Raw genomic sequence first — 13,303 nt, forward strand, 5'->3', positions numbered from 1 at the left:
GCGCGAGGCGCCGCGCTAGCCGTCGTTGTCCGGGAGGCCCTGATGCACGTGGAGGACGTGCCCGGCCGAGGGTTCGGCGGGCGCGGAGGACGCTGCGCCGCCGCCCTCGCTGCGGGCGAAGATCGCGTCCATGCGGCTGCGCTGGTCGCGGGTGATCATGGCGTGCGTGCCGTGCTGGTCGAGCCGCGCCTTCTGGCCGGCGAGGAACTGCCGCTCGAAGCCGCTCACGCCGGGATCGGCGAGCGCGGCGTCGATCTGCGCCTGCAGCGCGACGACCTCCCGTGTGTTCAGTGCCATCGACGCCCTCCCAAACGGCACGCCCGTGTGGCGGGCGCGCTCAGCGCTTCGGCCGGAACCCGCTGCCCTGGGTGGCGCCCTCGAGGAGCGGCCTCAGCAGCGAGATCTGCCGCGTCGCCACGATGATGTCCTGGAGCGGCGGGTGGCCGCCGACGCGGATCTCGCCGAACACGACGAACAGCCCGCCGGCAAGGAAGGTCCGCATCTCGGTCATGGTCGCGGCGGGATGGTCGACGACGAGCTTCTCGCCGCCCGTCATGGTCAGTTCGAAGCGCGCCATCCGGCCTCACTTCTTCTGCTGGCCGAGGCGCGTCGCCGCGCTCTTCATGGCCTGGCCGAGATCGCTCGCGGCCATGTATTTCGGGCCGGGTTTCGCGCCCTTCTCGGCGCTCTTCGGCTTCTTGGCTTCCTTGTTTCCGCGCTTCTGGGCCTTGGCCATCATGGGCTCCCTTGCCTGCGGCGCACTTCCCCGCGCCGTCCGGGGCTCGTCGAGGGCGGCGGCCTGGGCCGGTCAGGAATCGAGGCCCGATCCCGGCCAGGCCGGCGAAAGCTGGCTCTCCCACACCACCCGCTGCTGCGGGCTGTCGGTCGCCTGGACGCGGTACTGCCAGTCGCCGCGCTCCTCCGGCATGAGCGCCAGGATCTTGTAGGTTCCGGCGGCGCCGCGCATGGCGGCCGAGCCGGACAGGCGGACGCTCTGGCCCACCTTGAAGGCATGACGGTTCATCGAGATCTCCTCCAGCCTTCGAAATGGCGGAGAGGCGCGGTCGCCCGCGCCCCTCCTCAACCCGACCGGGTCAGGCGTGCTGCAGGTTCGCAGCCGCCGGCTTGCCGGAGCGACGGTCGTTCTCGACGTCGAAGCTGATCTTCTGGCCTTCGACGAGCCCGCGCATGCCGGCCGCCTCGAGAGCGGTGGCGTGCACGAAGACGTCGTTGCCGCCGTCGTCCGGCTGGATGAATCCGAAACCCTTCTGGGAATTGTAGAACTTTACGGTGCCCGTAGTCATGTCGTGTCCTTTCGTGACGCGCGCGTTCGGCCGGGCGCTCAGAGCGCCCGCTCCATGAAGTCGAGTTTTGGAAAGAAGGTCTGAACGTGCGCCCGGCATGCCAGGCAGTACGGCCAAGTTGTCAGGCCAAAGATCGATACGACCAAGGTAGTGCTTCCGGCCCTTGCCGGCAAGGCGCAATTTCTCTTTTCGGATTCAGCGGGTGAAAGGAGCAATCATGGGCCGTAGGGTGAGCGCCTCGGTCATTGTCGTGGTCTGCCAGTGGCCAGCGTCCAACCAGCCGTACCGCTACCTCAGGAGGACAGGGCGATCTGCTCGCGGTTGGCCGCTCCAAAGACGCCTACGCACCCGCTTCATCTCCAACGCACCTCTCCAAATCATCCAAGAAACGGCGCACGTCCATATTACCTCTGTCCCACATCAGGATCTCACGGGCGTGCCGCACATGATAGAATGCAGACGGCGGGCCTGAGGCTTGCTTGTTATCCCTCTTTTCCAGTAGATTGTGCTTCCGCAACACGTCCGCTAGTATCTGCCACTCCAGTGAATTGACCAGCCGATTGACATGATCTTCTCCATCGCTTCTAACCCAATGCTGCCTTAACATAACTCGGCATACCTTCTTTAGTGTTATGACTAACTTGTGCGTCTCATCTATCCGAGCATAGCTAGGACCCATACCCTCGGTGCTCGGTCTCCTCCCATGCTTGTTAAGCCAGTCAGCGGCTGCAGCTCCCTGCACATACTCCTCCTTCCCACGATCGATCAGCTGCAGCCATCCCGGATCAGGAAATGATGGTGAGACTCTCGTGGTGGAGTCCACAATAGCAGTCGCCAGTGTTACATTCCGAAACTCTACACCTGATAGATCGCACTCTCGGATGTCCAACTGATTGATACTAGCCTCCTCCAACGTCACATTGCCGACAGCACCTCGCACCACCGCATCATCGACATTCAGACCTGGTAGGCGCGCGATCTTCGAACTGTCGACGATTGGAAGGCACGATAAGATCAAAGCAGAAAGATTACGATCCGCCCTATCCATCCCCGACGTAAGTTTCTTTGTCTCCAACAATTCCATCAAAACGCGGGACGCGGAATCATCGTCCAAGGACATGATGTAATATGACATCGTGACGAGAAGGTCCGGACCAATCAATGTACGTCTGATAAACTTCGGCACTTCTTGCTGTTGCACGGCCTGCCGAATCGCATAGCAAAGGAAATAATTATAAAACTCAGAATGCGCAAACTTCCGCCTGTTATTTCGATCATCATTCTCAAGAAACGCAATCGCCTGCACTCTGTTCTTAAGCAGTCGGATAAGCTCGTCGTCGATCTTGTCTTCTACAACGGCTTCCACGAGCCATGCGAGGGCCTCCTCCTCTATTGAGTCCGATTGGTTCTCGGCCATGTCCCGAGCAACCTCCCCCAAAAGACCGATCACAAACTTGCGCCGATCCGAAACCGCCCACGCCTCAGATACTGGCTCGGGGAATTTATCCGCCTCGCGGTTAACCATGCTGTTAACAAGAGAAAACAGAGGCGGATAGGTTTGAAACTCAATATCCTCATCCAATAGCTCTCGCACTCGCTTTAAAAAGAATGGGCGGAGCGCGTATGAGTCATGCTCAAACAGCCCCCATTCTTCCGCCTCTCGAATTCGACCGTCGCCAACCCCCTGGGTTTGTAGCCATTGTTTTGCGGTGTTAGGATCAACGGGAAGAAGGCTATACACAGCAACGTGATGTCGACCGCTGCCCAATCTTGGCACTGCTTTTATCAAACGCTCCCTGCCTATGAACGTTTCACGCCCGGCCAGAATCAGCGTACCGTCGCCCGTTATCGCTTGAACAAGATCCCGGACTTGGCTCCAGGCTGTATCGTACCCATTCGGATCGCCGAGCTCATCGAACCCGTCTATCGCAACTTGAATCAAACCCAACCGAGCCAAAACCGGCACTTGGTCGAATGTTACCTGCAATCGCATAACCTGTAGGCTGAACGCCATTAGGTCTTGAAGAAATGTTAACACGCGACCGCGGCTTTTTACATGAAGAATAAGCGGCTCTTGTGTTCTAAAGAAACTCTCTGCTCGTTGAAGCGCAAGCTGCTCAATCAAATAGGTTTTCCCAATACCTGCTGGACCATCTACTAAAAGTACGGATACAAGGTGTTCATCTGACTTGTCAGTCAGAAATACATTTACTTCATCTATTGTGCTATCTGATATATTTGTATCTCTAAGTAAACGCCCTTTTACTGGGATACTGTTAGCTTTTAAGTCAGACATCTTTAACATCTGTTGCTGAACACTTGCCCACATTCTGAGATTCGCAAACTCTTCCGATGCAATTAGAGCTTTGAAAGAGACGTAGTTTCGATCGGCGATTCCGTTCGAACTCTTTGTGATAGCACCATCTTCTTTTCGAAGGCGCACCGTGATCTGTGATCCGTTGCGGGTCAGGCGACAGACTATCTCACGTCCGTTATCGTCGACATTAAGCGGAGATGAGCCCACGTCAGCGAATACTGAGAGGTCATCACGAACTTGATCAACGCTTGCTATCATGTTTGACACTCTCGCATAAAACCAGACAGATCAATGTATCGGGAAGATCCCCGTTTCCTGACCAACAAGGTTCTTCCTCCTTTTTCCTTTGACCACGCTTCAGCAACAAAAAGCGCCGGGACCAAGTCGTCGTCCTCAGCCAACACCAGGCGCCAGTCCTTAGCGTCTGATCGGGCGTGGCAAAGCACATCGCAAGCAATCGCAGTATCTACCATCTTCTCACGAAAGGGACCACCCTTGTTCATTGGTGCACGAAATGTGTCAGGAAGGTGTATCTGTGGCATTCCAGACCGACAGGACTTTACCAAGCGGTTCGGCAGCGCATTGAGAAGGCGTTCTCCAAATTCGAGTGGGGTCGAGAAGATTACATTGGATTCCTTACAAGTCAGGGCAAAATTTGGCTGAGAACTCAACTTCAACAGGGCCAATCGCATGTCGGTCGGCGCGAGCCCTCTATGCCAACCGTGATATAAACGTAGCTGGACGCGAAAACGGTCGCGCGCGCTAGTGGACGACTTGGCAAGCGCAGTTCCTATCACGTCACAACAATGATCGAGCGAGATACGCGCTCGGTCGATCACGCTCACAATCCTAACAGCTTGTGCATTATGAATTTGCGCTTTCCAGTCAACAAAAGCCGTGACCGAGATCATGTTCTCAGGTTGCCATAGGTGCTACTTGCATCGAAAGAACCCTGCACGGATATGAACACCATTGTCGCTGGATAAGGCGGCGATAGCAAGGTGGTGTGAAGGTCCTCAAGCCGCCTTCTTCTCCGCCTCCTCGGCGATCCGCACCAGGCGGGTCATGACGGTGGCGACGCCCTTGAGGCGGTCGTCCTCGCGCGGCCAGTCGCGCTGGAGGACGATGCGCTGGTCGGGGCGGATCTTCGCCATCGTGCCCTGCTCGCCGATATAGCGGACGAGCCCGGCCGGGTTGGCGAACTCGTTGTTGCGGAAGGCGACGACGACGCCCTTCGGCCCGGCGTCGACCTTCTCGACATTGGCGCGCCGGCAGAGCGACTTCACGTAGACGACCTTCAGGAGGTGCTCGACCTCGTCGGGGAGCGGGCCGAAGCGGTCGATGAGCTCGGCGCCGAAGGCGTCGATGGCGGCGGCGTCCTCGAGGTCGGCGAGGCGGCGGTAGAGGCTCATGCGCAGCTGCAGGTCCGGCACGTAGGCCTCCGGGATCATGACGGCGGTGCCGATCGTGATCTGCGGCGACCAGCGCTCCTCGCCCGCTTCCGCGTCGCCGCCGGCCTTGAGGCTCGCGACCGCCTCCTCCAGCATCTGCTGGTAGAGCTCGAAGCCGACCTCGCGGATGTGGCCGGACTGCTCCTCGCCGAGGAGGTTGCCGGCGCCGCGCAGGTCGAGGTCGTGCGAGGCGAGCTGGAAGCCGGCGCCGAGCGTGTCGAGCGACTGCAGCACCTTCAGCCGGCGCTCCGCCATGTCGGTCAGCGCCCGGTTCGCCGGCACGGTGAAGAGCGCGTAGGCGCGCGTCTTCGCCCGGCCGATGCGGCCGCGCAGCTGGTAGAGCTGGGCGAGGCCGAACATGTCGGCGCGATGCACGACGAGCGTGTTGGCGCGCGGGATGTCGAGGCCCGATTCCACGATCGTGGTCGACAGCAGGATGTCGTACTGGCCCTCGTAGAAGGCGTTCATGATCTGGTCGAGCTCGGAGGCCGGCATCTGGCCGTGCGCGACGGCCACCGTCGCCTCCGGGACCTGCTCGTCGAGGAAGGCCTTGATGTCGGCGAGGTCGGAGATGCGCGGCACGACGTAGAAGGCCTGGCCGCCGCGCACGCGCTCGCGCAGGAGCGCCTCGCGGATGGTGAGCGGGTCGAACGGCGAGACGAAGGTGCGCACGGCGAGCCGGTCGACCGGCGGGGTGGCGATCATGGAGAGGTCGCGCACGCCGGTCAGCGCCAGCTGCAGCGTGCGCGGGATCGGCGTCGCCGACATGGTGAGCACGTGGACGTTCGCGCGGATCTCCTTCAGCCGCTCCTTGTGCTTGACGCCGAAATGCTGCTCCTCGTCGACGATGAGGAGGCCGAGGTCGCGGAAGGCGATGGCCTTGCCGAGGAGCGCGTGCGTGCCGATCACGATGTCGACCGTGCCGTCGGCGAGGCCCTTCTTCACCTTGGCGAGCTGGGCGGAGCCGACCAGGCGCGAGGCCTGCTCGACGACGAGCGGCAGGCCGCGGAAGCGCTCCTGGAAGGTGCGGAAGTGCTGGCGGGCGAGCAGCGTCGTCGGCACCACGACGGCGACCTGCTTGCCGTTCATGGCGGCCACGAAGGCGGCGCGCAGAGCCACCTCGGTCTTGCCGAACCCGACGTCGCCGCAGACGAGCCGGTCCATCGGGCGCCCGGCGACGAGATCGTCGAGCGCGGCGTCGATCGCCGCGAGTTGGTCGTCCGTCTCCTCGTAGGGGAAGCGGGCGGCGAACTCGCCGTAGAGGCCGTGCGGCGGCGGCAGCTCGGGCGCCTTCTTCGTGAGGCGCGCCGCCGCCGTCCGGATGAGCGCGTCGGCCATGTCGCGGATGCGCTTCTTGAGGCGCGCCTTGCGGTTCTGCCAGCCGACGCCGCCGAGCCTGTCGAGATCGGCGTCCGAGCCGTCCGAGCCGAAGCGGGTCAGGAGCTCGATGTTCTCCACCGGCAGGAACAGCTTGTCGCCGCCGGCATATTGCAGCTCCAGGCAATCGTGCGGCGCGCCGGCCGCCTTGATGGTGCGCAGCCCAGTGAAGCGGGCGATGCCGTGGTCGACATGGACGACGAGGTCGCCGGCGGCCAGGCTCGTCGCCTCGGTGATGGCGTCGGCGGCGCGCTTGCGCTTGCGCGCGGCGCGCACGAGGCGGTCGCCGAGCACGTCCTGGTCGCCGATGACGGCGAGCGCCGACGTCTCGAAGCCGGTCTCCAGCGGCAGCACGGCGAGCGCGGTCGCGCCCTTCGGCAGCGCCTCGGCCTCCGCCGCCGTCTCGACCGGCTCGAGCCTCTGCAGGCCGTGGTCGGCGAGCACCTGGGCGAGGCGGTCGCGCGCGCCGTCGCTCCAGGCCGTGAGCACGACGCGCTTCCCGGCCTTCCGCAGCGCGGCGATATGGGCGACGAGGGCGTCGAACACGTTGACGTCGCCGGCGGCGCGCTCGGCGGCGAAGGTGCGCCCGGTGCGGCCCTCGAGGTCGACGGTGAGCCCGCCCTGCTCCTCCGGCTTGGCGAAGGGGGAGAGCACGGCGTGGCGGCGGTCGGCGAGCGCGGACCGCCAGCCTTCGGGCGAGAAATAAAGGCCTTCGGGCGGCGCCGGCTTGTAGGGCACGGCGCCGGCGGCCGAAGCGTGCCCGACCGCCTCCTTGCGCGCCTCGTAATGGTCGCGGACCTGGTCGAGCCGCGCCGCGACCCCCTCCTCCACCAGATGGCCGATCACGACGGGCGCGTCGGGCAGGTAGTCGAACAGCGTCACGAGGCGCTCGTAGAAGAAGGGCAGCCAGTGCTCCATGCCGGCGAAGCGGCGGCCCTCGCTGACCGCCTCGTAGAGCGGGTCGCTGCCGGTGACCGCGCCGAAGGCGTCGCGGTAGGCCTGCCGGAAGCGGCTCACCGTCTCCTCGGTCAGGATCACCTCGCTCGCCGGCACGAGGTCGATCTGCGGGATCTGGCCGGTGGTGCGCTGGGTGGCGGCATCGAAGGGGCGGATCGTCTCCAGCGTGTCGCCGAAGAAATCGAGGCGGATCGGGGCCGGCGCTCCGGCGGCCCAGAGGTCGACGATGCCGCCGCGCACGGCATATTCGCCGATCTCGCGGACGGTCGACGTGCGGTCGAAGCCGTTCTGCTCGAGCCATTCGACGAGGCCCTTCATCGGCGCCGAGCCGCCGGCCTTCGCCCGCCAGGCCCGCGTCTCGACCACGTCGCGCGGCAGCACGCGCTGCACGATCGCGTTCGCCGTGGTCAGCAGGATGCGCGGCGCCTTGCCCCAGTCGTCGGCGGAAAGGCCGTGGAGCGCGCTGATCCGCCGGGCGGAGACGTCGTGGGCGGGCGAGACGCGGTCGTAGGGCAGGCAGTCCCAGGCCGGAAAGGTCATCACCGCCACGTCGGGCGCGAAGAAGGCGAGCGCCTGCTCGGTCAGCGCCAGCCGGCGCGCGTCCGGCGCGACGTAGAGCACCGTGCCCTCGGCGCGCGCGAGATCGCCGAGGACGCGGCCCTCGTAGCCGTCCGGCACGCCGCCGACGACGAGCCGGTCGTGCTGCTTCAGGAGCTCGGCCGGGCTGCCCGTGATGCTCTTCTTCATGGAGACTTTCCTGCCGTCTCGGCGTGGAAGCGGACGAGGCGACGGTAGACCGGGCCGGCATGCTCGGCGGCCACTTCGCGCGCGTTGGTCAGCCAGGCGAAGAGGTCCGGGTCGGGCACTTCCATCAGCGCCTCGAAATCGGCGAGCTCGGCGTCGGAGAGGTCGGCGATGTGGCTGTCGGCAAAGCGGCCGAGGAGCAGGTCCATCTCGCGCGTGCCGCGATGCCAGGCGTGGTAGAGTGCGCGCCGGCGGCGAACGTCGAGCCCGTTGCTGGTGCGGGTGGTGCCCGTCATGACAGCCGATCCGGTTCCGCTTTGGTGATGATGAACGAGCCTCTATAGATCGGTCGCGCGCTCTTCAAGACAAGCGGCAGCCCCTCTCCGAGCATCATGCGCCCGTCCCTCCTCGACCCCCTGTTCGCGCCGGCCGAGACCCTCTCCGGGGTCGGCCCGCGCGTGGCGGCGCTGCTGAAGCGGATCATCGGCGAGAACGGCGCGGAGCCGCTCGTGCGGGACCTCCTCTTCCACCTGCCTTCAAGCGTGACCGACCGGCGCAACCGGCCGCCGCTCTGGCAGCTGCCGCCGTCCGGGGCGGTGACGGTGGAGGGCGTGGTGGAGCGGCACGATCCGCCGCCGCCCGGCTCGCGGGCGCCGTGGCGGGTGGTGATCTCGGACGGCGGGGCGGCCGTGCAGGTCGTCTATTTCCATGCCCGCGCCGACTGGATGCTGAAGCTTTATCCCGTCGGCGAGCGGCGCGTGGTGAGCGGGCCGGTCGAATGGTTCGACCTCCGACCGCAGATCGTGCATCCCGACTACGTCCTGCCGCCGGAGAAGGCCGGGGACCTGCCGGAGATCGAGCCGGTCTACGGCACCACGGCGGGGCTGTCGCCCAAGGTGCTGCGCAAGGCTGTGGCCGCCGCGCTCGGGAAGATTCCCCGCCTGCCGGAATGGATCTCGCCGGAGCACGCCGCGCGCGAGGCTTGGCCTTCCTTCGCCGAAGCGCTCCGGCAGGTCCACGATCCGCGGAAGCCGGAGGACGCCGATCCGATCGGGCCGGCCTCGCGGCGGCTCGCTTTCGACGAACTGCTGGCGAGCCAGCTCGCGCTCGCCCTGGTGCGCGGCAATGCGCGGCGCGCCCGCGGCGAGGCGTGGCGGTTCGAGGGCGCGGTCGCGGAGCGGATCCGGGCCGCCCTGCCCTTCGGCCTCACGGCTTCGCAGGAACAGGCGATCGCCGAGATCGCGGCCGACCTCCGCTCCGAAACGCGCATGGTGCGGCTCCTGCAGGGCGACGTCGGTTCGGGCAAGACGCTGGTCGCGCTGATCGCGATGGCGCATGTCGCGGAAGCCGGCGCCCAAGCCGCCCTGATGGCACCGACGGAGCTCCTCGCCCGCCAGCACTTCGCCACCATCGCGCCGCTCGCCGACGCGGCGGGCCTGGAGGTCCGGCTCCTCACCGGCAAGGATCGTCCGGCCGAGCGGCGCGAGAGCCTTGCGCGGATCGCCGACGGCCGCACGAGCCTGGTCGTCGGGACCCACGCGCTGTTCCAGGGCGAGGTCGCATTCCGCCGTCTGGGGCTCGCCGTCGTCGACGAGCAGCACCGGTTCGGCGTGCATCAGCGCATGGCGCTCTCCTCCAAGGGCAGCACGCCGGACATGCTGGTCATGACGGCGACGCCGATCCCGCGCACGCTCGTGCTGTCGTGGTTCGGCGACATGGAGGTTTCGCGGCTTACCGAAAAGCCGGCGGGGCGGCAGCCGATCGACACGCGGCTCGTCTCGCTCGACCGGATCGGCGAGCTCACGGACCGCATCGGTGCGGCGCTCGACGCCGGCGAGAAGGTCTACTGGGTGTGCCCGCTCGTCTCCGAATCCGAGCAGTCGGACCTCGCCGCCGCGGAGGAGCGGTTCGCGGCGCTCCGCCGGCTGTTCGGCGACCGCGTCGTGCTCGTGCATGGGCGCATGAGCGCGGCGAAGAAGGACGAGGCGATGGGCCGATTCCGCGCCGGAAGCGGCATGGTGCTGGTGGCGACGACCGTCATCGAGGTCGGCGTCGACGTGCCCGACGCGACCATCATGGTGGTCGAGCACGCCGAGCGGTTCGGGCTCGCCCAGCTCCACCAGCTGCGCGGGCGGATCGGGCGCGGCACCGCGCGTTCCACCTGCGTGCTGCTCTACCGCTCTCCGCTCGGGGAGGTCGCGCGGGCGCGGCTCACCGTCATGCGCGAGACGGAGGACGGCTTCCGGATCGCGGAGGAGGACCTGAGGCTCCGCGGCGAAGGCGACCTCCTCGGCACGCGGCAATCGGGCGTGCCCGGCTTCCGCATCGCGCGGCCCGACGTCCATGCCGACCTTCTGCCGCTCGCGCGCGACGAGGCGCGGCTCGCGCTGGCGCGGGACGCGGGCATGGCGGGCGAACGCGCGGCGGCGCTCCGGCTCCTGCTCTATCTGTTCGGGCGCGACGACGCGGTGCGCCTCATGCGGGCCGGCTGACTATTCGGCCGCGACGGACGGCACATCCGACGGTCGCCGGTCCCGATCGGCCAGACCCTTCAGCCTGGACTGGTAATCGGGCGTGACCAAGCCTGCCGAGATGACGAGCTTGGCGCCCTCCTCCACGCTCATGTCGAGCTCGACGATGTCCTTGCGGGGAACGAAGAGGAGGAAGCCGGAGGTCGGGTTCGGGGTGGTCGGCAGGAAGACGGACACGACCTCCTCGTCGACCGGGAGCTTGTGCGCGACCTCGCCCTTCGCGTCGGTCGCGATGAACACGAGCGCCCAAAGGCCCTTGCTCGGATACTGGATGATCCCGACCTTCTGGAAACTACGCGAGGATTCCGACAGAACCGTCTGGAATATCTGCTTCAACGCCCTGTAGAGATTGCGCACCAGCGGCATGCGGTCGAGCAGCAGTTCGCCGTAGCCGACGACCGTCCGGCCGACCAGGTTCGCGGTCAGGAAGCCGAGCATGGTCAACAGGAAGATGGCCACGACCAGGCCGACTCCGGGCACGGAGAACGGCAGGTAGGTGTCCGGGTTGTAGGCGCGCGGGATGAGCGGCTTCACCCAGCCGTCCACCCAGTGGACGAAGGTCCAGGTCAGGTAGATCGTGATGCTGATCGGCGCGGCGACGACGATCCCGGTGAGGAAATAGCTGCGCAGCCGCATGCTGCCGCGCGACCTGCGCCTGTGCTCCGGCTCCGTCGGATGCTCCAAGTCCATTCGTCATTCGCCTCGCGCCGGCCGGATAAGGACTGCCCAGGCCACGCCGGGAGCCTGCGCGCGAATATAGTGAGAGGCCCGCGAGGCCGGCAATACGACCTATTCCACAGTGACGGACTTGGCGAGGTTCCGCGGCTGGTCGACGTCGGTCCCCATCACGACCGCCGTATGGTAGGCGATGAGCTGGACGGGGATCGCGTAGACGATCGGCGTGACCTCGGGCGCCATGTCGGGAAGGACGATGGTCTCCATCGTCTCGATGTGGGCCGCCTCCGCGCCGAGCCGGTCCGTGATGAGCACGATGCGGCCGCCGCGGGCGGCGACCTCCTGCATGTTGGAGCTGGTCTTCTCGAAGAGCGCGTCGTGCGGCGCGATCACGAAGACGGGGAGCGATTCGTCGATCAGCGCGATCGGGCCGTGCTTCAGTTCGCCGGCAGCGTAGCCCTCGGCGTGGATGTACGAGATTTCCTTGAGCTTCAGGGCGCCTTCCATGGCGAGCGGAAAGCTCGTGCCCCGGCCGAGATAGAGCACGTCCTTCGTCTTCGCGATGTCCTTGGCGAGCGCCTCGATCCGCGGCTCGAGCTTGAGCGTCTGCGACACGAGCCGGGGCACCTCGATCGCCGCCGCCACGAGGCGCGCCTCGTCGGCCTCGCTGAGGTGGCCGCGCTGCCGGCCGGCGGCGACGGCGAGCGCGAAGAGCACCGACAGCTGGCAGGTGAACGCCTTGGTCGAGGCGACGCCGATCTCGGGGCCGGCGAGCGTCGGCAGCACGTAGTCGGATTCGCGCGCGATGGTGGAGGTCGGCACGTTGACGACGGCGGCGATCTTCTGCCCGTGCTTCCGGCAATAGCGCAGCGAGGCGAGCGTATCGGCCGTCTCGCCCGATTGCGAGATGAAGAGCGCCAGCCCGTCCGGGTCGAGCGGCATCTCGCGGTACCTGAACTCCGAGGCGATATCGATCTCGACCGGGAGCCGCGCCAGCCGCTCGAACCAGTACTTGCCGATCAGGCCGGCGTAATAGGCCGTGCCGCAGGCCGAGATCGACAGCCGCGCGAGCGTGCTGAAGTCGACCTCCGCGCCTGGCGGCAGCACGGCGCGGCCGGTCGCGAAATCGATGTAGTGGCCGAGCGTGTGGGAGATCACCTCCGGCTGCTCGTGGATCTCCTTCAGCATGAAGTGGCGGTGATTGCCCTTGTCGACCGTCAGGCTCGCGGCGACCGCATGGGTGACCGGCCGGTCGACCCGGTTGCCCTCTTCGTCGAAGATCTCGACGCCGCTCCGCTTGATGACCGCCCAGTCGCCCTCCTCGAGATAGGTGATCCGGTCCGTGAACGGGGCGAGCGCGATGGCGTCGGAGCCGAGATACATCTCGCCCTTGCCGTGGCCGATGGCGAGCGGGCTGCCGCGGCGGGCCGCGATCAGGAGATCGTCCTCGCCCTCGAAGAGCGCCGCCATCGCGAAGGCGCCCTCCAGCCGATGCAGCGTGTCGGCCATCGCTTGCCTCGGCGGGAGGCCGCGGTCGAGCGCCATCGTCAGGAGATGGGCGATCACCTCCGTGTCGGTGTCGCTGGCGAGCTTGCGCCCGGCCTTGCGGACCTCCTCGCGCAGCGCCTGGAAGTTCTCGATGATGCCGTTGTGGACGACCGCCACCTTCTCGGTCGCATGCGGATGGGCGTTCGCCTCGTTCGGCGCGCCGTGCGTGGCCCAGCGCGTGTGGCCGATGCCGATCAGCCCGGCGAGCGGCTCCTCCTTCAGGCGGGACTCGAGGTTGACGAGCTTCCCCTGCGCGCGCCGGCGGGTCAGGTGCCCGTGCTCGAGCGTCGCCACCCCGGCGGAGTCGTAGCCGCGATATTCGAGCCGCTTCAGCGCGTCGACGAGGAGCGGCGCCACCGGACTGTGACCCAGAATACCGACAATGCCGCACATTCGCGT

Annotated in this window: 12 protein-coding genes; 1 reads left to right on the plus strand and 11 read right to left on the minus strand. The window is 66.0% G+C overall.

Annotation, left to right across the window (positions count from 1 at the left end; genetic code table 11):
• Positions 1-15: 15 nt before the first annotated feature.
• The 9 genes from ACUN0C_RS05275 to ACUN0C_RS05315 all read right to left on the minus strand — a co-directional run bounded on the left by ACUN0C_RS05275 (position 16) and on the right by ACUN0C_RS05315 (position 8,446).
• Positions 16-297, minus strand: coding sequence for a hypothetical protein (locus ACUN0C_RS05275; protein WP_445465271.1), 282 nt, complete (start codon positions 295-297; stop codon positions 16-18).
• Positions 298-337: 40 nt separating this feature from the next.
• The gene (locus tag ACUN0C_RS05280; protein ID WP_445465272.1) at positions 338-577 is read right to left on the minus strand and encodes a hypothetical protein; all 240 of its coding nucleotides are present in this window, start codon (positions 575-577) and stop codon (positions 338-340) included.
• 6 nt (positions 578-583) lie between these two features.
• On the minus strand, positions 584-736 hold the full coding sequence (locus tag ACUN0C_RS05285; protein WP_445465273.1) for a hypothetical protein: 153 nt from the start codon (positions 734-736) through the stop codon (positions 584-586).
• Between the two features lie 72 nt (positions 737-808).
• Positions 809-1,024: a hypothetical protein gene (locus tag ACUN0C_RS05290; RefSeq protein WP_445465274.1), complete on the minus strand. Its 216-nt coding sequence runs from the start codon at positions 1,022-1,024 to the stop codon at positions 809-811.
• A gap of 70 nt (positions 1,025-1,094) precedes the next feature.
• Positions 1,095-1,304, minus strand: a complete 210-nt coding sequence (locus ACUN0C_RS05295) for a cold-shock protein (RefSeq protein WP_445465275.1) — start codon at positions 1,302-1,304, stop codon at positions 1,095-1,097.
• A gap of 340 nt (positions 1,305-1,644) precedes the next feature.
• On the minus strand, positions 1,645-3,879 hold the full coding sequence (locus tag ACUN0C_RS05300) for a hypothetical protein (protein ID WP_445465276.1): 2,235 nt from the start codon (positions 3,877-3,879) through the stop codon (positions 1,645-1,647).
• Positions 3,876-4,532: a hypothetical protein gene (locus ACUN0C_RS05305; RefSeq protein WP_445465277.1), complete on the minus strand. Its 657-nt coding sequence runs from the start codon at positions 4,530-4,532 to the stop codon at positions 3,876-3,878. The genes ACUN0C_RS05300 and ACUN0C_RS05305 overlap by 4 nt, the downstream gene beginning before the upstream one ends.
• Before the next feature lie 105 nt (positions 4,533-4,637).
• The gene (gene mfd, locus ACUN0C_RS05310) at positions 4,638-8,153 is read right to left on the minus strand and encodes a transcription-repair coupling factor (protein ID WP_445465278.1); all 3,516 of its coding nucleotides are present in this window, start codon (positions 8,151-8,153) and stop codon (positions 4,638-4,640) included.
• Positions 8,150-8,446 (minus strand): FAD assembly factor SdhE, encoded by a 297-nt coding sequence (locus ACUN0C_RS05315; RefSeq protein ID WP_445465279.1) that lies wholly within the window; start codon positions 8,444-8,446, stop codon positions 8,150-8,152. The genes mfd and ACUN0C_RS05315 overlap by 4 nt, the downstream gene beginning before the upstream one ends.
• A gap of 96 nt (positions 8,447-8,542) precedes the next feature.
• Here ACUN0C_RS05315 and recG point away from each other — a divergent pair, with 96 nt between their 5' ends.
• Positions 8,543-10,642, plus strand: coding sequence for an ATP-dependent DNA helicase RecG (gene recG, locus ACUN0C_RS05320; RefSeq protein WP_445465280.1), 2,100 nt, complete (start codon positions 8,543-8,545; stop codon positions 10,640-10,642).
• Here the strand turns inward: recG and ACUN0C_RS05325 are convergent, their stop codons facing one another.
• Together ACUN0C_RS05325 and glmS are read right to left on the minus strand one after the other, a co-directional pair.
• On the minus strand, positions 10,643-11,371 hold the full coding sequence (locus ACUN0C_RS05325) for a DUF502 domain-containing protein (RefSeq protein ID WP_445465281.1): 729 nt from the start codon (positions 11,369-11,371) through the stop codon (positions 10,643-10,645).
• A gap of 99 nt (positions 11,372-11,470) precedes the next feature.
• Positions 11,471-13,297: a glutamine--fructose-6-phosphate transaminase (isomerizing) gene (glmS, locus tag ACUN0C_RS05330; RefSeq protein ID WP_445465282.1), complete on the minus strand. Its 1,827-nt coding sequence runs from the start codon at positions 13,295-13,297 to the stop codon at positions 11,471-11,473.
• Between the last annotated feature and the right edge of the window lie 6 nt (positions 13,298-13,303).

Source organism: Faunimonas sp. B44 (assembly GCF_052655945.1).